This is a genomic window from Friedmanniella luteola (assembly GCF_900105065.1).
Taxonomy (GTDB): domain Bacteria; phylum Actinomycetota; class Actinomycetes; order Propionibacteriales; family Propionibacteriaceae; genus Microlunatus; species Microlunatus luteolus.
This window is the reverse complement of sequence record NZ_LT629749.1, coordinates 1,971,699-1,989,405: the sequence shown is the minus strand read 5'-3', so window position 1 is coordinate 1,989,405 and position 17,707 is coordinate 1,971,699. Positions and strand designations below refer to the sequence as shown.

Sequence of the window (17,707 nt, the reverse complement as noted above, 5' to 3'; positions counted from 1 at the left end):
ACCGAACGCAGATCAGCCCAGCGCATGAGGCTGAGGTCGGCTTGTGTTCGTCGTGCACCAGGGTCCGCGACCCCAGGCGTCCGCGCGGGGTGGACTTCTGCGTGTGTCCCGCAGCAGGGTCGGCCCACCAATCGGTGTGGTTCGTCGTAGGCCGGCAAGCACGCCCAGCCGTGCAGGCCTGGTAGCGGAAGTCGAGCGGGACCCTCCCTCGGGAGGTGAGCCGCACATCACACCCGCACCTCAGCGCTCGGCGGTGGGTGCAGCCGGCTACCGCGGCTCCGCGCGGCAGGCCCGACTGTCGCTCATGAGGTCGGCCAGTGACGTCTCCGCGCGAGAGGCGCGCCGCGGCCTGCGACTCTGCAAGGGCCAGCCCCGCTGTGCACGGTTCGAGGCGGAGCCGCTCGAGCGCACTGGACGTCGGTGAGTGCGCCCGCAAGGCTCACATGGTGAGAGCGGTACGGATCTGACGGATGCTTTCGTCGAGGTCGCTGAGCAGCTCATCGATCTCGCCGAGCTGGAGGCGGGACCGGTTGAGGTGTTGCAGCTGCAGTCCGAGGGCGAAGAGTCGTTGGATGACGTTGTCCTGGAGCGCTTTGGCGATGCGGTCCCTCTCTTCCACGAGCTTGAGCTGTTCCTCCGCTCGTCGGAGATTGCTGGTCTCCAGCGTCCGGACCACCTGTCGAGCGAAGTCTTCGAGCATGACGAGGTCGCTGCGACGAAATCCCGGTTGGCCGGCTCCTCTGCTGGCGACGATGACGCCTCGACTGCCCGTGGGCCCGCCCTGGAGAGGCGCCGCCAAGACCTCCCCGATGTCGGGGGCACGGTGAGCGCTCGGCCTGGTCCCGTCCCGGCTCTGCTGACCTTCGCCGGTACCCATGGCTTCGTCCTCCAGGGTGCCGGCACGGGCGAAGGTGGTGCCGATCAGCTGGTCGGCACCGGCTCCTGCTGCTACCCGCACCTCGAGCTGGGCTGGGTCGTCGGGATCGGGAACCTCGACGGTCACGGTGCGGGCGCCAGTGAGGCGTTGGACGAGCTCAGCGATGTGCTGAGCGACACGGACCGGCTGGTAGTCGCGTTCCATCAGTTCCAGGCTGATCGTGGCCATGGCGTCCAGCCAGTTGCCGCGGTAGTGCGCCTGCTCGTGCGCGGTCGCGCAGGCAACGGCCACCCCCGCCGTGTCGGCCAGGTTCTCCGCGAGGAGACGGTCGTCGGGGCTGAACTCACGGGCGGAACTGTCGCTGCGACCGAAGGCCCAGAGCCGACCTAGCAGCTCACCCTTCTCGCTGTGCACCGGCAGCTCGAGCACCGGCTCTGAACCCGGCTGGGTGGAGCTGCCAGCATCTCCTGAGATCCGGCTCCGCACCTCGGCGAGGTCGGCGGGATCGGTGCTGCTGCACACGAGATGGTCGATCGTCCCGTCCTCACGGTAGAGCGCGATCGCTGCCAGCCGGGCGCCCGCCGTCTCCAACGTCGCCTCGACCGCCCGCTCCAGACGGCCCGCGACCGTGAAATCGCGCGCCATGTGCCCCACCGACTGCATCAGCCGCTGCCAGCGCGCGTCCAACCGCGGCGACCGGGCGACCACGTGCGACAGATCGGGGAAGGTGTCCAATGCCATCGAGACCGGCCTCTCTGTCCGAGTCAACCCCCGAGGCCAATTCATCGCCGACCATAGCAATGGCGACAGCGACCACGTGCACCCTGGCGGAGGACCAGCTCTAGCACCATGTCTCGAAGGAAGGTCGCTCCTCCGTGGTTGCACGAGGTCCGCCACGGCGTACCTCCCGCACGAGGATCGGCCACTGCGCGTCCCCCACGACGGTCGGTCACCGCGGCGCTCCGTAGGACGGTCGCCGACGGCACCCCCGTTCAGTACCGTCGGGACCGCATGTTGTCGTGTGGCTGCGGGAGGTGGGCCTTCGTGGAGTTGAACCAGGTGGATCCTGAGAGCCCGGACGCTCGGCGTTGTCTCGCCGCCTATGTCTGTGAGCTCAACCGCCGCGCGCCACGGCGCGGCTTCGATCCCCGGCAAGGGGCGACAGCGGAGCCGCACGAGGTCCGGCCACCGCATGGAGCCTTCGTCGTCGCGTACCTCGATGGCGAGGCCGTGGGGTGCGGTGCGGTCAAGCACCACCCACAGCACGTCAGCGACATCAAGCGCATGTGGGTCGCGGAAGCGGCCCGCGGCCAGGGTCTGGGTCGCCGCCTCCTCGCCCACCTCGAGGACCTGGCCCGAGAGCACGGCTCGACGCACGTGCGGCTGGAGACCAACGACGTGCTGAGGGAAGCCATCGCGCTGTACCGGTCAGCCGGTTACCTCGAGGTCGATCGTTTCAACGCCGAGCCCTTTGCTGACCGGTGGTTCGCCAAACCGCTCGACCCTCCGCCACTCGCGGCGATCGTGCCGGAGCCCTGAGCTTCCCGGCGGTAGATGACGGGTCCACGCTGATGGACGTGCGCCGCTGAGTGTCCAGCACCCAGCGGCCGGGCCGCCAAGGCGTGGTCGAGGTACTCGTCTCTGTCACCACCCTCCGTGCCGCCGTCGACCTCGTCATCTCCCTCGCCGTGGGCGTAGCCGTAGCCTTGAACGGCCCCGCCGCCCACCTCCGGATGTCGCGACGTCACCGACCCCGGCGGGCGTGCTGCTCGACCGGTGGCTGTCCCGGGTCACAGCAGCTGGACGAGCGTGCCGCCGTCGGCACGCAGGGCGCTGCCGTTCGTGGCGGCGGAGAGCGGGCTGGCCAGGTAGGTCGTGAACGAGGCCAGTTCGGCAGGCTCGAGGAACCGCTGGACGAGCGAGGTGGTGTTCCCCCGAGCGATGGCAGCCTTCAGGTCCGCCTCGGAGACGCCCTGGGTCTCGGCGATGGACCGGACCGCTGTCGCGACGCCGTCCGAGTACGTCGGACCTCCGACGAGAGCGTTCACCGTGACCTCGGTGCCGCGCGTCAACTTGGCGAGGCCGTTGCTGAGCGCGAGCAGAGCCGCCTTGGTGACACCGTAGTGGAGCATGTCCGCCGGGACGTTGACGCCGGACTCGCTGCTCACGAAGACGATGCGGCCCCAACCTCGGGCGAGCATCTCGGGCAGGAGCTGTCGGGACAGACGGACGGCACTCATGACGTTGACGTCGAAGAACAGCTGCCAGTCCTCGTCGGTGACCTCCGCGAAAGGCTTGACCTCGAACAGGCCGACATTGTTGATCAGGATGTCGACGGCACTGAGGGCACCGAGCACCTCCCGGACCTGGGTGTCGTCTGCGAAGTCGCCGGCGACCCCCGACACCGCGACGCCGTGCTCCTCCGCTCGCAAGCGGGCGACGGCCTCCTCGACCCTCCCGGACGTTCGGCCGTGGAGGACGACCGCCACCCCCTCGGCAGCAACGGCCTGAGCGGTGGCGTAGCCGATCCCCTGCGTCGACCCGCTGATGAACGCCCTCTTGCCCGCCAACTGCAGATCCATGTCTCGTCCTCTGGTTGATAACTTGCCTGAGCAAGTGAAAACTAGAGTGCTGTCGCTTGCTCAGTCAACTGGCCTAGGCTGCGCGCATGCACTTCCGACTCGGCCCTCATCATGGGTGAGGCGCACGGCCCGCCCGGGTTCGATGACGCCGAGCTGCTGACCTGGTCGGGCTTGGCGACCGTCCTCGAGTGGCTGCCGGCACTGCTGGACGCGCAGCTCCAACGGGATGCCGACCTCACGCACTTCGAGTTCGGCGTCTTGTTCGCGCTCATGCACGCGCCGGACAGGACGCTACGGATGAGCGTCCTGGCGGGCTACGCGAACAGCACGCTGACCCGGCTCTCCCGTGCCGTCACGCGGTTGGAGCGACGGCGATGGGTCGAGCGCGCCGTCGACCCGCAGGACGGGCGCTACACCTTGGCCACCCTCACCGACCTCGGACGGGACAAGGTCGAGGAAGCCACGCCCGGACATGTCGCCACCGTCAGGCGGCTCGTCCTGCAGCCGCTGACGAAGGCGCAGCAGCACCAGCTCCAGGACATCACCCGACGCATCCTGTCGGCGGCCAGCATCGGACAGCCGTGGCGGCCACCGGGCGCGTGACCCACCGGTTCTGACCGGGTGCCGCTCAGCCCTCGCCCGCGGTCGTCAGGCCGCGGTCCGACCACAACCAGCGAAGCGCGTCGGGCAGCAAGACCGCGCCGTGGTTGGGACTGTGTCCGCCATCGCCGAGGTCGGACGGGAGTCATGGCCGGCTTCGGTGCGGGCAGCAGTCACCCGCAGGTTCCGTTCACCCGTCCCAGCACCCACCCGAACTACAACCCGGTCCACCGAGGTGATGGTGGCAGACCCCGCCAGGACCCCTTCAAGTCAGTCAACGAAGACACGGGTCGTGCCTCGGACGCGCCACCCCGAGTCTCGCTCCACGGCCGCGCACTGCGTGCCTCGCGCACGAGGGTCGGCTACTGCGGGCGGTTGTCAGCGGGCCGTCGGAGGGTCGTCTGGTTCGGTTGGTGTCGTCGGTTGAGCGAAGGTCGTGCGGCTCGCGGCGACGAGGATGCCGGCGACGATCAGGATCGGGAGGCCGAGGAGGAACGGGGCATGGAGCCCGAGGCGGCTCGCGGCGACGCCGCCGAGGAACGCACCGGCCAGGGATCCGGCGGTGATGAGGACGCGGTTGATGCTGATCACCCGGCCCAGCAGACTCGAGGGCACCGTGCGTTGGATCGTCGTGCGCACCTGCACGCTCCAGATGGCAAAAGCCATGCTGCTGCTGGCCATGACCGCGGCGGTGGCGGCGACGGAGCCGGTGGTGCCCAGAGCGAGCTGACCTGCCGCGGCCAGGCTCAGGCAGGTCAACGTGGTGGCCTTGGCACCGATCTGTCCGGTCAGGCTGGCGGCGACCAGTCCGCCGCCGACGCCGCCGACAGCTCCGATGGAGAGCATGACCCCGTACCAGACCGAGCCCAGGTGCAGGACGTCTTGGAGGTAGAGCACCAGCAGGGTGAACCATGCGGTGTCGGTGATGGCCAGTGCTGCACTAGTCGCGGGCACCGGCCAGAAGGTGCGGTGCTTCCGCAGCCAACGGAAGCCCGCCCTGATCTGTCGACTCTCGCGCGGGCCGGGGACCGTGCCGGCTGCGCTTGCGGTCTGCGCGAGTGCCGGGATGCCGGCCACCAGCGCGACCGCGATGGCCAGGGTTCCGCCGTTGACCGCGAACGGGAGCACCAGAGCGACTCCGAAGAGGTAGCCGCCCAGAGGGGGTCCGACGAACTCGTTGCCGGTGATCTCGGCGGTGACCATGCGTCCGTTCGCCCGGTCCAGCTGTTCGGGGGCGACGACGGAGGGAACCAGGGTGCTGGCGGCGGTGTGGCGGGCCACGTCGGTGGCGCCGGAGACGAACACGACGAGGTACAGCAGAGCCATCGTCGCCCAGCCACCCGTGATGAGGCAGATCAGCGCGACCAGGACAGCGAGGCGGACCGTGTCGGCGACGATCACGATCCTCCGTCGATCGAGACGGTCGGCGAGCCATCCGGCGGTCAACCCCAGCAGGACGCCGGGCAGCTGGGTGGCCACGGCCACACCCGCGATCAGCACCGGGTCGCGAGTCAGGGTCACCGCGAGCAGCGGGAAGGCCGCGGCCCGGATGCCATCACCCAAGCTGGCGAGCAAGGTGGCCGACCACAGACGCCGGTACGGCGCACCTAGCGCCAACGTCGCCATCCGCAGCCTCTCGTTAGCACTCTCCGGCCAAGAGTGCTAACGCAAGCACGCTGAGCACGAAGGGTCAAGAGTGCTCGTGTGGATCATCGGCCACTGCGTGCGGCCCCTCCGGCCCCAACCCTGTGCGCCCCGCACGACTCGGCTCGTGCGTCCGAGCCCTTCGGCGACCGGTCGTTCGCCAAGAGCCTTGAGGACTCCCCCGCACTGGCGGCGATCGTCCGCCCCGGCCCTCCTCAGGTTCCCCGTCGAGCTCCCGCTCGTGCGACGTCGGCGAGGCGAGGCGTACGGCTCTACAGGTGACTGGCGACGTTGATGGTGTGCCCCGAAGGGTCGCGAACGAAGAACCGGCGGACACCCCACGGTTCGTCGCGGAGCCCACGGACCATCTCCAGGGCCTGCGACCGGGCGGCCGCGTACGCCGCCTCCACGTCGGCCACCTCGATGGAGACGTCGACAGAGAGCAACTCCGGGTCCACCGCCGTCGCGCTCGGCCAGGCGACGATCACCTGCGTGGTCGGGGTACTCCTCGACACGAGCATGAGCATCCCGTCTTCGTCCATGGCAACCCGGAAGCCGAGGAAGCCTTCGTAGAACCGGCGCGCCTCTGCGGGCTCGTCCGTCCTGATCACGGGCATCGCCCGACGGATCTCCATGGCGGAATTCTGCCCTGCCAGGGCACGAGCCCACCCTTCCCCGCGCAAGAGCGGCCCCCGAGGAAGTTGTCGCCCTCCGTGTCGCCAGACCAGCTGGTTCCTGGTCGATGAATCCTCGGTCGCCGCTCGGTCTGACCCTGTGACGCCCGCACCAGGCGAGGCCGCTCCTGGAGGAGCACGATGACCGGCCCTGACCACCGCCACCGTCGCCGCTTGACGTGCGGGTCGCAACTCGAGCCCCTGACTCCGTCGGCTACCGAAGGGAACCAGCATGCGAAAGCTCGTCGTGTCCATCCACAGCACCGCCAACAACATCGTCACCGGTCCGCCGGACGGTGATGAGACAGACTTCCCACGGTGGGCGCAGCCGGGGATCGACCAGTCCACGAACCAGTTCCTGACCTCCCTGGACGGCGTCGACACCATGGTCCTCGGTCGTGGCACCTACGAAGACCTCGTGCGCAAGTGGCCCAACGTCCAGGAGTGGCCAGATGTACCAGACGTCGCGGTCCGGATAGCCGAGAAGATCAACACAGCCCACAAGTTCGTGGTCACCAGCCGGTCCACCGACCAACTCGACTGGGGCGCCTACGAACCTGCGACGCCGATCGCCGGCCCCGACCTCGAGCGGCAGATCCACCAGCTCAAGGCAGCGGAGGGTGGCGACATCATCACCTTCGGCAGCCCCGTCCTGGTGCAAGCTCTCACCAACGCCGCGCTGGTCGACGAGTACCGCATCATCGTCCACCCGGTGATCATGCACGAGGGCCGACGCCTGTTCGAAATCTGGACAGTCGGACCGATCTCACGCTGGTCGAGGTCGTCACGCTCCCGGCCGGCGCGCTGATGATCACCTACGCGCCCACACGAGCGCACGACCACTAGACCGGTCCGAACCCGAGCCTGTTCTCCCGGGTACCCCGAGCCGTCGGGTCTGCCGGTCACCCTCCCGCTTGCGGTGCACCGGTAGAGCGTCGGCTGGCGTGGGTCCCCGCAGGGGTCTCGACCTGCTTGCGTCCCGCACGACGGTCGACCTGCAGGGTGGGTGGGTCATCCCTTGAGGGGCACCGCGGCAACCATGACGGCGTAGGAGTGTCGTGTCTTTCCAGTGCGGTCATCGCGGTCGGGCAGTTCGTCGATCAAGCGGTCGAGCTGTGCGCAGAGACGCTCGGCCTGCTCCACGGTCAACTCGATGGTCCGGTCCTCGAACATCAGCGGGTGGTGGTCGGGCGTCCGGTGCGGGGGCAGGTCTGTGGAGTAGATGCCGCCATGGTCGTCGCGGGTGATGAGCCTGATGCCGGACCCGCTGCTGGCCAGTGCAGCGCTGTAGGCGTCGGTGATCCGACGGTAGATGGGTGCACCGATGCGATGGGTCTGGTCGCGCTGGTCGGCGAAGTCAGTTGCTGCCAGGGGAACGCGGTAGGCGTCCTGGGTGGACCTGTAGTAGCTGATCGGGCGGCCCGGCCTGTGGTGGGTCCGGACGATCCGCAGGAGACCGGCCTGGTGGAGCACGCGGATCCGGTACGCCATGGTGGTGAGAGCACAACCGGCTTCCCTGGCTGCCTCGGCGGTGGATCGTTCGCGGCCCAGGAAGGGGTGGATGAAGGCTGCGCTGCGCGGATCGGTCAGCAGGCGCGCTTGACGGCGGTCGGTGACGGCCTGCAGCTGGCCGCTACTACCAAGTCGCTCTGTCATTCGTAGGAGGGTAGTTCCTACCGTTCGGCGGGTGGCTGGTCCAGCGAAGGTGCTCGGCGACCGAGACGTCGCCCTGGTGTGGTGCAGCAACCTCATCTCCGCTACCGGGACGGGCGCGATGTTCGTGGCTGTGCCCTTCTGCACCTACCTCGCGACCGGCTCCGTTCTGGCCACAGCGCTGGTCGCGCTGGCCGAGTACGCCCCCACGGTGGGCGTGGCGCAGCTCGCCGGGGTGCTGGTCGACCGGTGGGATCCCCGAGGAGTGCTGGTCATCGCCGATGTCGCCCTGGCTGCCTGCACCCTCGCCTATCTGCTGCACGACGCCTGGTGGTGGTTCGCCATGGTGGGGTTCTGCCGGTCGTGTGTGGCGCAGTTCGTCCTGCCCGCGTCGCAGACGTTGATCGCGGGCATCGCACCGGAGGGACGGCTGGCGGAGGTGAACGGCTTGAACGCCGTCGGGAGCAACATCGCTCGCTTGGCCGGACCCGCGGTCGGCGGAGTTCTCCTCAGTGCTGGCGGGCTCCAGAACGTGGCCCTGGCGGATGCCGCCAGCTTCCTCCTCGCCGCCTGGCTCATCGCCACCGTCCGCTCATCTCGAACGGCCTCCTTGAGCGCGGGTGGCGGTTTGGTGCACTCCTGGCGGGAAGGTTGGTCAGCAGTCCGCGATCATCCGGTGCTGCGCCCACTGGTCCTGGTGATGGCTCTCGTCGGCTTCGGAGAAGGCTTCATCTCCGCCCTCATGGCGCCCTGGATGACTGACGTCGCGGGCGGCGGGAGCACCGAGCTCGGCCTCATGCTCTCGCTCCAGGCCCTCGGCGGGATGCTCGGAGGTCTGATCGTGGTGCGTTGCGCGCCGCGCTGGGACAGCATGCACATGCTCGGCACCGGCGCCCTGGCCAGCGGCGCGCTGCTGATCATCATCTTCAACTACCCCCTGCTCCTTCCCGTCGGGCCCTGGCCGGCCATCGCCCTCACCGCCCTGGCCGGCTTGCCCTTCGCGGTCTACGGCACGGCCCAGGCGATCGCCGTGCAACAGCACTCCGCCGAGGGTCTCCGCGGCCGCACCGCAAGCCTCACCTTCGGCACTCAAGGCATCGCTCAGCTCACCGGCATCGGGCTTGCCGGCCCCATCGCCGGCATGCTCGGGCCGCTGGCGATCAACGCCGAGACGATCGCCTACCTGGTCGCCGGCACGGTCGCCCTCACCGCCATGCGACGGCAACGACGCAGCACCACGACCACCCCTGGTCAACCGCAACCAGAAGCTGCCTGACCACACCGCCGGCCACTTCCGACGCAACCTGCCCGTGCCGTAGACGGTCGGCTACTGCGTGCCCTCGCACAACCGTCGGCGCTGGCGCTATCCGGAGACCCGGCCCGGTCCCTCATGCCTGCCTCCTGTCACTCGGTTCCGCCGGGCGACGACGCTGGCCGCGCCAACGGCAAGTAGACCGAGGCTGGCGACCGCGGTGAGTGCCGGCGCATGAGCCATCGACGTGCTGACGACGATGGCGGTGAAGGCCCAGCCGACAGCGCCTACGTAGGGCAGCGAGCCGTGCAGCCGGCGGAGCAGCAGCACCGCGGACGTGGCAGCAGCGCTCAGGATCATGGACTGCCATACCGTGCCGATCAGTCCGGACGCTTCTACCCCGGCATCGGCGAGCAGCGTTGCGGCGTTGATCCACACTGCAGCAGTCGCCCAACCGGCGTAGATGCCGAGCGTTGTGCCCAGGAACCAGCGGCTACCCCGGTCGCGCCTCGTCGTGAACGTGGCCAGGACTTCGCGCAACGCCGCCAGGGTCAGGACCAGCATGCCCACGAAGATCGGCAGCGTCAGCCAGACCGCGGTCGAGGTCGCCGCACGGAGCCACGCCACGAAGAGCAGCTGCACGAGCGAGAGCCGCAGGTGCACAGCCCGGTAAGCCGGCGTCTCTGCGCGCCGCGTCGGCAGACCGTAGACGGCCGCCGCCACGCACCCGACAAGGATCACCGACCAGATCGAGAAGGCATACCCGGCTGGAACGACGGGCGGATCGGTCCCCGCGGCGCCGAAATCGATCAGCAACGGAGATGCCGCCTGCACCATGGCCGTGCCGAGCAGCAACCAGCGCCCGAGCCTCGGATCAAGAACACCCTGGCGGGCTCCGGCGCTCGCCTTGCTGCTGCCTCGTCCGAAGCTCACCCGTCCGCTCCTTCAACGAGTTGAAATATTCGATAGAATGAAGCATGGCATCAGCGGCGAGACCTGGCAATCCCTCCTGGGAGCGAGCAGCGGGGCCCGCCCGGCCGGACGAGCAGAGCGCACCGTCCACGCACGTCGTCCGGCTGGCGATCGCTCTGGTCCGCCAAGCGGCGGTGCTGGGGACGCACCTGGCCGAACAGACAGGGCTGCACACCACCGACGTGCGCGCCCTCCAAGTACTGGACCTCGCCGCCACAGCGGGTGGGATCTCCATGGGAGAGCTGGCCCGGCAGCTCTCCATCACCCCGCAGGCGGCGTCAGCTCTGCTCGACCGTCTGGAAGCACGCGACCTCGCACGACGCGAGCCCTACCCCGGCGACCGGCGGCGGACCCAGGTGATTCTCGGCCCGGCGGCGCAGGCCTTCGGACAACAGCACCTGGCGCCGCTCGCAACGCGGCTGCAAGCGGCCGCGGCCGAGCTCACCCATGCTGAGGCGGACGCGGTGCAGAAGTTCCTCGGGAAAGTCGTCGACGCTGAACAAGCGCAGGCGCCACACCCGGGTCGCGAGCAGCCCCAAGGGGAACATCGGGCCGCAGGGCTGCCTACCGACGCCGTCCCCTAGCACTCCCCGGCTTCGGCGGCCGCGACGTAGCCGACCAGTGAGGGCGGCTCGAGTTGCTCGCTCGCTGCTACCAGAACCGCGTCAGCCGCTGATCAATCGGCTGCTGCGAGCGTCCCGAACGACGGTCGGATCCTGCGAGGATCCCGCAGGTGGGTCCGCTGCTACCCGCTCCGCACGACGGTCGGCCACTACGCGCGTCCGGCACAACGGTCGGCCACTACGGTCCCGGGTTCAGCGGCTCTCACCCGGGAAAGTTGCTCCCGTGCATGCTCGTCGTCCCAGCAGACTGCAGCTTCCCAGGCGGCCGAGGCCTGCGCCGCGATGTCGTACGCGCCGTCCGGGAGCTCAGCCGCGTTGTGAGGCAGCACCAAGTCCAGGTCCGGGACGTCGACGTGCGACTCGTCCCAGTCGATCAGCGCGACCCGATCGGCTGTGATGCGGATGTTGCCCGGGTTGGGATCGCCATGGACGACGCAAGTCGGCCGCCCGCTCAGCCTCGCCCACGCTGCCCGGCAGCGAGCCACACCCTCGGGCGGCATCGCGCCGAGGTCGATCCTCGTCCCGCTCACCGCCTGGAGGAGGTCGACCGACGAACGCCAGCCCGGGCGCTGCGGCCACCCTTGCGTCAGCCCGTGGAGCCGCCCGAGCGTGTCGGCCACGCGGCGCCAGTCGTCCTCCGTTTCCGGAGGTACTCCCTCCACGTAGGTCATCACCACCAGACCGTCGGCGAACCACCGGCCCGCTGTCGTCGCGATCGGCACGGGCACCGTCAGCCCTCCACGATCCAGGTGTCGCAGCAGGTCGGTCTCCCAGGCGAGGTCAGCGTCGCTGCGGGCACCGAGACGGCCGACGGCGAGCTGTCCCCCGACGCGGACGCTCCACACCTGGTTGGCCACTCCGCCAGCGAGCGGTTCCACCCGCCTGGCGTCACCCCACTGTTCAAGGGCTTCCCATCCCATGAGCCACATCCTCCCAAGCGTTGGGCGGTCGCCCTTCCGCCCATCGACGGAAGCCTGTCAAGCGCCGATGCCTACCCGTCTCTGCTGCGGCGCGGCCCCTGCGGCGGGTGCCGGCGGCGAACGCGAGCCGGCGCCGGAGCGACAGCATGACGATCAACAGCGCCAACGCTGTGTCCTGACCGGCACCAACCAGCTCGAAGACCGCCGGCGTCGACCACATCACCAGCACGAAGAGCTGGTGGTCACCGTGACTCTTCGATAGGACCCGCCGCGCCCAACACAGCGCGAGACCAAGGGCCACGACCGTAACGGCTGTCCAGACCAGGGCAGCCCAGCCGTACGTGAAGGCCGCCAACGGCACGAACAGCAGGGCGGCGGTGGGAGGAGACACGAACCAGGCCAAAGCGGACGTGGACGGCACGGCCGAGAGCTGGAGCGCCGATTGCACTGCAGGGTCGCAGAGCTCTCCAACCGACCAAGCAGCACCATGCGGCCACCGGTCCAGGGCGCCAGGAAGTCGGGCAGGACCACCCCTCCCGACAGTGCCACCGGGACCCGCCAAGGGTGGCGTTGAGCAGGAGGGCGAGCGAGCCCATCACGGTGATGACCAACGCATGGCCCCGGACCCGCCGGCGGACGATGAGAGCGTCGAGCCGAGCCAGCCGCCACTGAACTGAGCTCACGCACGTCCCGTCCGTCGAGCCGGCGTGGAGCCAGCCGAGATCCCGAGCATGAGCACCGCTGTCGCCAGCGTCCGCACTCGCGGCGATCCCACGTCGAGACCCGTCGGTCAGCCACACGTCATGCTCGAGCCTGCTTTCCACCACACGCACGTGGGTTCTTGGAAGGAGACAAGAGTTCTCCCGGATCGCCATCGGGATCGAGCCGCGTGCGTCACGCAGGAGGGTTGACTACTGCGTGCGTCACGCAGGAGGGTCGACTACTGCGTGCGTCCCGCACAACGGTCGCCGACCGCCGTGCGTCCCACACCACATGCGGCTCGTGGCTCGCTCACTTCCACCGCTCCTGGACCACAGCAGTCAGCGGCTGAGCCTGCGGTTCATGGCCGACCGGCGGTACGGTACGACAGCGGAACTGGGCGCTGGCCGGGGAGGTCATGTGCGCTGGAGGCAGCGTCGATCGCGGGTCGGGGTGGCCCTGAGCGTGCTGGTACTTGCCGGCTGCGGTGTCGCACCACCCTCGACGCCGTCCACGTCAGCGAGTCCGTCGTCGGATCCCTCGGCCCTGTCCGCCACGGCTCTTGCGTCCGGTCCTCCTCGGATCGACCTTCCCGTGCAGCGGACCAGGACCGTCGAAGGATTGGTCGGGGTGGATGGCCATGACATCTACGCGCGCTGCGCTGGTCGCGGATCGCCGACGGTCCTCTACTTCAGCGGGTGGGCACCTGACCCGACTGTGCTCGGCGTCAGCAAGGTCCAAGCCATGGAACAGGCCGATGGCGGGCGGCATCGCATCTGCTCGTACGAACGTCGCAACACAGGGCGCAGCGAGACAGTGGAAGGCACTCGGACGCCTGACGACATCGTGGCTGACGTCGACGGCGTGCTGGACGCCGTGAGTGAGGATGGTCCATTCGTGTTGCTCGGAGCATCCTTCGGTGGACTCGTGGCCAGCGCGTACGCCGTCGCTCACCCGGACAAGGTCGCAGGAGTCCTGCTGCTCGACTCCTCCGTCCCGGACGACTACGTCATCGACGAGCGCCACGGCTTCGTCGGCATGTGCTCCAGGGCCAACCGGGATGCTGACGCCCTCGACTCCCTCGAGAAGATCGACAACTGTCGCCTTGCGCGATGGGCCTACGACCGTCGAGATCGGGAGCCCGACGTCCCCCTCACCTACCTGGCAGCTGAGGACCCCTCAGGTCGCGGCGAGGTCGCAGACGATCCCCTGCGCAAGGCCTTCGTCAAGCGCTGGTCCCCCGGCGTCTGGACGTCCGTCAGCGCACCGCACTGGATGGACGAAGCCGACCCGGAACTCGTCCTGGAGCACCTGGAGCTCGTGAGGTGCCGCGGCAAGGGCCGTTTGAGCGGCGGGCCGAGCTAGCGGAGGAGCAGTTCGGTGAGTGTGCGGTGCCACCACTCCTCGACCTCAGCGGGACTCCAGCCATAGTCCCGCGTCGCGATCGCAAAGCTGTCGAGCGAGACGAGGACTGCGTAGATCGCCACTCCCCGCTCGACGTCGAGGCCCGCACGCCACTCGTCGGCCGGCCAGGAAGAGAAGACGTCGCGGCGCTGGTCGTCACCACGTCTGCGGCCCTCGTCGTACGCCGCTCCCAGGTCCGGGTGCTGGCGCCTGCCCTCGGCGAGGATGCGGAGCACGTCACCAGCGTCCTCGTAGAGCCGCCGGTCGAAGCCGACGAAGGCGCGCAGCTGCCCGCCGGGGTCGCCGACGCGGTCCTTGATCTCGGCGATCGCCTGCTGCACGTTGGCACCCTGCTCGGCGGCGTCGATCAGTGAACTCGCCAGGCCGGCCTTGCTGCCGTAGACGCTGTAGACGGTCGCCTCGGAGATACCCGCACCCTCCGCGACCGAGCGGACGCTGGTGCCCGCCCACCCCTTCTCCAGGAACCTCTCCCGGGCCGACGCCGCGATGAGCTCGCGGGTGCGCTCGGCCTGCTGCTCGCGGAGCTCCGAGCGGTAGGGGCGGGAAGGAGTCACGAGAACACTGTACAGGTTGACTGAGTTGCCCTATATTCACTGAGCAGTACTTGAACCAATCAGGTTCCGCTCACCGAAAGGACCACCAGCATGACCGTCACCCCTCTCCGCCACGCCGGGAGCAACGCCGAAGCCCGGAGCAGCAGGGAAGCCGAGACCGTCGCACTCGAGGTGCTGGCACGCCTCGAGAAGGCGTGGAACGACGGCGACGGCGAGGCGTTCGGCAGCAACTTCGCGCCGGACGCCTCGTTCGTGAACATCCGGGGCGAGCACATCGTCGGCCGCGCGGGCATCGCCGCGGGACACGCCGCCATCCTCGCCACCATCTACGCCGGGAGCGTGAACCGGATGCAGCTCGTCCGCGCCATCGAGCTCGTGGACGGCACGGTCGCCGCGATCTCGGTCAACACCCTCGACTGCCCGACCGGCCCGCTGGTCGGAGTGCACCGAGCGACGTCGACGAGCCTCATCCACGTGCCGAGCGACGGCGTCGGGCGGCCGGAGATCGTCGTCGGCCACAACACCCTGGTGACTGTCTGAGATGGCGACGTCAACGATGGGGCTGACGACGGGCCGCAACGACCGTCGGGTGACGCACCGGGCCACGGCCGCGCTGTTCGTCCTCGGCGGACTGCTGATGGCGGCGGGTGGGCAGCTGCACCCGAGGGGGTCGGGAGAAACGGTCGACGAGTACCTGCTGACCATGTTCTCCTCGCCCGGTTGGCTGTCGTCCCACCTGGTGCTGCTGGCCGGCAGTGTCACGGGCTGCCTCGCCTTCGTCGCCGCGTGGCACTCCGAGGCCTTCGGAGGGCGCGTGCAGCGCTGGCTGCCCCTCGTCGCCGTCGCTTGGGCGCTCGGCGCCGCCGAGATGCTCCCGCACCTGCTGGCAGCCAACGACGCGCTCGCCCTCGAACACCACGAGGCCACGCCGGTGCTGGACCTGCACGTCCTGGTGCAACTGGTCGCCTCGCCGGCCGTCGGCCTGACCAGCGCCATCATCGCCGTCGCGGTCGCCGCCGCCGCGAAGACCCGACCTGCCCGGGTACTGGCCGGCTTCGCCGTGCTCGGTGGTCTGGGGTCGGCGGCAGCCAGCCCCCTGGTCACAGCGACCGGTGACACCCGCTGGGCCCTCCTCTTCCCGCTGCAGACCGGCCTTGCGGTCTGGCTGATGGGAACCGGGGTACGGCTCTGGCGACGCTGACCGCAGCGCCACGGGACGGGCACCTTGACCTACAGCCGCCTCGCCGGTGGCTGGCTGGCGCCAGGAAGCTGCGAGAACACCGACGTCGTCCGCCCCGCCGCCCGCTCGGTTCGACATGCGGCTGCCCGCGAACCAGCGGACCATGGACGTCGTCGAGGAGCTGGCCCAGCTCGCCGGTTGCGCCCCTGAACTGGCGCAGTCCCCCGGCGCTGGCACATCGTCATCCCTGGCCGCGGCGGTCACGACCCGACCGCCGGCAGCTGGCGGCGGACCCGGTCGAGGACCGGTTCCGCCGGCGGCTCGACCCGTCGCACCATCAGCAGGACGCCGAGCGCCAGCAGCCACAGGTACCAGGCGGTGTAGACGTTGAGGCTCCAGAACTCGAGCGTCGGCAGGCCGAAGGCCGTGGCGACCGGGACGAGCAACGCCCAGACCACCGACAACGCGACCCCCAGCACCGCGAACCAGGGCGGCAGACCTCGTGCCCTCAGCACCCACAGGGACACCCCGACCGCCCAGACGCCCTGGAGCAACCAGCCGAGGTGCTCGCCGACGGCGCCGCCGGCGTAACCGTTGAGCAGGTCGTACACCGCCGCCGTCACCGCCAGGTCCGCCTGGCCCGCGGACGGGTCGGTCCAGCGGTCGGCGAGGGCGGGCACCGCGAGCGGCCAGCGGACCCAGCCGAGCATCTGGGCGAACGCGCCCAGCACACCGAACGCAGTGATCGTCCGAGCGGCCGCCTGGCCGCGGGTGAGCCCGTCCTCGAGCGCGACGGCCGCAGGAACCAAGACGAGGCTGGACAGCAAGAAGGCGTAGAAGCCCACCCGGACCCACGGCTCGGCCTCGACGAAGCGGTCGAGGGCGACGGTGCCGGGCTCGTCGAGCACCGCGGGCCAGCCGAACTTGGTGCCGAGGACGGCGTACCCCACCAGACTGAGGACAGCCGAGCCGACCAGCAGGGCGCCCGCGACCGGGAGCCGGCGCATCAGGCGGCCCGCCGAGCGGCCGGGACGGCGTCGTCGTTGGCGAGGACCCGCCTGACGGTGTCGGGCCACGGGGTGTGGGTGAGGCCGAAGTGCTCCCGGGCGGCGCTGTCGTCGATGACGAAGTCGTCGGCGAACTGGTACACCGTCCCGGCGATCTCGCGGACCACCGGCACGACCAGGCCGACGGCGCGCAGCAGTGCCGGACTGGTGCCGCGGACCTTCGGTGCCGCCGTCAGTCCGGCGGCGGCGGCCAGGTCTGTGAGCGCCTCGCGCTGGGTGCGCGGCGGGGCCGACGGGACGTGCCAGGCGCGCCCGTACGCCGTCGGGTCGGCTGCCGCGGCGAGCAGCAGCGCGACCACGTCACCGGTCGCGGTCCACGAGTGCGCCCGGTCCGGGCTCCCCATCACCTGGCATGTCCTCCCGGCCCGCAGCGCGGCCACGTGGCGGGACAGGTGGGACGTCGCCCCGGGGGCGTCCGGGTAGTCGCTGGCGCGGACCTCGACGTAGCGGACCCGGCCGGCCTGGTGCGCGGCGAGGGCGTCCCGCCACATCTGCGTCCGGACCCTGCCCTTGCTGTCGCGGGAGCACATCGGCGTCTGCTCCGTCATCGGCCGGTCGACGGGACCGTACACGTACAGGTTGCTGACCGCGGCGAGCACGGCGCCCGAGGCCTCAGCCGCGGACAGGAGCGAAGCCGACAGCGGCGGCCACGCCGTGGTCCAGGTGGTGTACGAGGGGTTGGCGCAGTTGTAGATCGCGCTCGCCCCCTCGCTCAGGCGGGCCATCGCCGGGGCGTCCGCGGCGTCGGCCGCCATGCACTCGACGCCGGGGCGTACCGGGCCGGAGCCGGAGCGGGTGACGACACGGACGCGGTGGCCCTGCTCGGCGAGCCGGGTCGCGGCGGTCGAGCCGACGGGTCCGGCGCCGACGACGACGTGGAGCTGGGTCATGGAGGTCTCCTTGTGTGAGCGGTGCTCTCTGTAGAGATCAGTGAACACCCACTGGACCATGGACGCAAGAGCGGTGCTCTCCTGAGTGTGCGGCG

Annotated in this window: 19 protein-coding genes; 8 read left to right on the top strand and 11 right to left on the bottom strand. The window is 69.8% G+C overall.

Annotated elements, in window-relative coordinates:
• Positions 1-439: 439 nt before the first annotated feature.
• The gene (locus tag BLT72_RS09450) at positions 440-1,618 is read right to left on the bottom strand and encodes a GAF domain-containing protein (protein WP_157720380.1); all 1,179 of its coding nucleotides are present in this window, start codon (positions 1,616-1,618) and stop codon (positions 440-442) included.
• Between the two features lie 303 nt (positions 1,619-1,921).
• Between BLT72_RS09450 and BLT72_RS09445 the strand changes: the two genes are divergently transcribed.
• On the top strand, positions 1,922-2,416 hold the full coding sequence (locus BLT72_RS09445) for a GNAT family N-acetyltransferase (RefSeq protein WP_157720379.1): 495 nt from the start codon (positions 1,922-1,924) through the stop codon (positions 2,414-2,416).
• Between the two features lie 251 nt (positions 2,417-2,667).
• Here the strand turns inward: BLT72_RS09445 and BLT72_RS09440 are convergent, their stop codons facing one another.
• Positions 2,668-3,459 carry an SDR family NAD(P)-dependent oxidoreductase gene (locus BLT72_RS09440; RefSeq protein ID WP_091412359.1) on the bottom strand — a complete coding sequence of 264 codons (792 nt, stop codon included), beginning with the start codon at positions 3,457-3,459 and terminating at the stop codon, positions 2,668-2,670.
• A gap of 111 nt (positions 3,460-3,570) precedes the next feature.
• Here BLT72_RS09440 and BLT72_RS09435 point away from each other — a divergent pair, with 111 nt between their 5' ends.
• On the top strand, positions 3,571-4,062 hold the full coding sequence (locus tag BLT72_RS09435; protein WP_091412357.1) for a MarR family winged helix-turn-helix transcriptional regulator: 492 nt from the start codon (positions 3,571-3,573) through the stop codon (positions 4,060-4,062).
• 375 nt (positions 4,063-4,437) lie between these two features.
• Here the strand turns inward: BLT72_RS09435 and BLT72_RS09430 are convergent, their stop codons facing one another.
• On the bottom strand, positions 4,438-5,685 hold the full coding sequence (locus BLT72_RS09430) for an MFS transporter (protein WP_091412356.1): 1,248 nt from the start codon (positions 5,683-5,685) through the stop codon (positions 4,438-4,440).
• Between the two features lie 290 nt (positions 5,686-5,975).
• Complete coding sequence (locus tag BLT72_RS09425; RefSeq protein WP_091412353.1) at positions 5,976-6,338, bottom strand: VOC family protein; 363 nt, start codon at positions 6,336-6,338, stop codon at positions 5,976-5,978.
• Between the two features lie 271 nt (positions 6,339-6,609).
• On the opposite strand from BLT72_RS09425, the gene BLT72_RS09420 reads away from it, so the two are divergent.
• A complete protein-coding gene (locus BLT72_RS09420; protein WP_091412350.1) occupies positions 6,610-7,185 on the top strand; it encodes a dihydrofolate reductase family protein in 576 nt (191 codons plus the stop codon).
• A 203-nt stretch (positions 7,186-7,388) separates the two neighbouring features.
• On the opposite strand, the gene BLT72_RS09415 is transcribed toward BLT72_RS09420, so the two are convergent.
• The gene (locus BLT72_RS09415) at positions 7,389-8,033 is read right to left on the bottom strand and encodes a winged helix-turn-helix domain-containing protein (RefSeq protein WP_157720378.1); all 645 of its coding nucleotides are present in this window, start codon (positions 8,031-8,033) and stop codon (positions 7,389-7,391) included.
• Between the two features lie 31 nt (positions 8,034-8,064).
• Here BLT72_RS09415 and BLT72_RS09410 point away from each other — a divergent pair, with 31 nt between their 5' ends.
• Entirely contained in the window at positions 8,065-9,306 is a 1,242-nt protein-coding gene (locus tag BLT72_RS09410) for an MFS transporter (protein ID WP_157720377.1), read from the top strand.
• An 87-nt stretch (positions 9,307-9,393) separates the two neighbouring features.
• Here the strand turns inward: BLT72_RS09410 and BLT72_RS09405 are convergent, their stop codons facing one another.
• A complete protein-coding gene (locus BLT72_RS09405) occupies positions 9,394-10,215 on the bottom strand; it encodes a hypothetical protein (RefSeq protein ID WP_091412345.1) in 822 nt (273 codons plus the stop codon).
• A gap of 44 nt (positions 10,216-10,259) precedes the next feature.
• On the opposite strand from BLT72_RS09405, the gene BLT72_RS09400 reads away from it, so the two are divergent.
• Entirely contained in the window at positions 10,260-10,838 is a 579-nt protein-coding gene (locus BLT72_RS09400) for a MarR family winged helix-turn-helix transcriptional regulator (protein ID WP_091412343.1), read from the top strand.
• A 188-nt stretch (positions 10,839-11,026) separates the two neighbouring features.
• On the opposite strand, the gene BLT72_RS09395 is transcribed toward BLT72_RS09400, so the two are convergent.
• Positions 11,027-11,797, bottom strand: a complete 771-nt coding sequence (locus tag BLT72_RS09395) for a phosphotransferase enzyme family protein (protein WP_091412342.1) — start codon at positions 11,795-11,797, stop codon at positions 11,027-11,029.
• Positions 11,778-12,188 (bottom strand): glycosyltransferase family 87 protein, encoded by a 411-nt coding sequence (locus BLT72_RS23520; RefSeq protein WP_425349241.1) that lies wholly within the window; start codon positions 12,186-12,188, stop codon positions 11,778-11,780. The genes BLT72_RS09395 and BLT72_RS23520 overlap by 20 nt, the downstream gene beginning before the upstream one ends.
• 938 nt (positions 12,189-13,126) lie before the next feature.
• Here BLT72_RS23520 and BLT72_RS09385 point away from each other — a divergent pair.
• Positions 13,127-13,861 (top strand): alpha/beta fold hydrolase, encoded by a 735-nt coding sequence (locus BLT72_RS09385; protein ID WP_157720375.1) that lies wholly within the window; start codon positions 13,127-13,129, stop codon positions 13,859-13,861.
• Here BLT72_RS09385 and BLT72_RS09380 read toward each other — a convergent pair.
• Positions 13,858-14,475 (bottom strand): TetR/AcrR family transcriptional regulator, encoded by a 618-nt coding sequence (locus BLT72_RS09380; RefSeq protein ID WP_091412335.1) that lies wholly within the window; start codon positions 14,473-14,475, stop codon positions 13,858-13,860. The genes BLT72_RS09385 and BLT72_RS09380 overlap by 4 nt on opposite strands.
• Before the next feature lie 90 nt (positions 14,476-14,565).
• Between BLT72_RS09380 and BLT72_RS09375 the strand changes: the two genes are divergently transcribed.
• On the top strand, positions 14,566-15,015 hold the full coding sequence (locus tag BLT72_RS09375; RefSeq protein WP_091412333.1) for an SgcJ/EcaC family oxidoreductase: 450 nt from the start codon (positions 14,566-14,568) through the stop codon (positions 15,013-15,015).
• A 1-nt stretch (position 15,016) separates the two neighbouring features.
• Positions 15,017-15,676: a hypothetical protein gene (locus BLT72_RS09370; protein WP_157720374.1), complete on the top strand. Its 660-nt coding sequence runs from the start codon at positions 15,017-15,019 to the stop codon at positions 15,674-15,676.
• 239 nt (positions 15,677-15,915) lie between these two features.
• Here BLT72_RS09370 and BLT72_RS09360 read toward each other — a convergent pair whose 3' ends face one another.
• Together BLT72_RS09360 and BLT72_RS09355 are read right to left on the bottom strand one after the other, a co-directional pair.
• On the bottom strand, positions 15,916-16,662 hold the full coding sequence (locus BLT72_RS09360; RefSeq protein WP_091412329.1) for a DUF4386 domain-containing protein: 747 nt from the start codon (positions 16,660-16,662) through the stop codon (positions 15,916-15,918).
• Positions 16,662-17,612, bottom strand: a complete 951-nt coding sequence (locus BLT72_RS09355; RefSeq protein ID WP_091412327.1) for an NAD-dependent epimerase/dehydratase family protein — start codon at positions 17,610-17,612, stop codon at positions 16,662-16,664. The genes BLT72_RS09360 and BLT72_RS09355 overlap by 1 nt, the downstream gene beginning before the upstream one ends.
• Between the last annotated feature and the right edge of the window lie 95 nt (positions 17,613-17,707).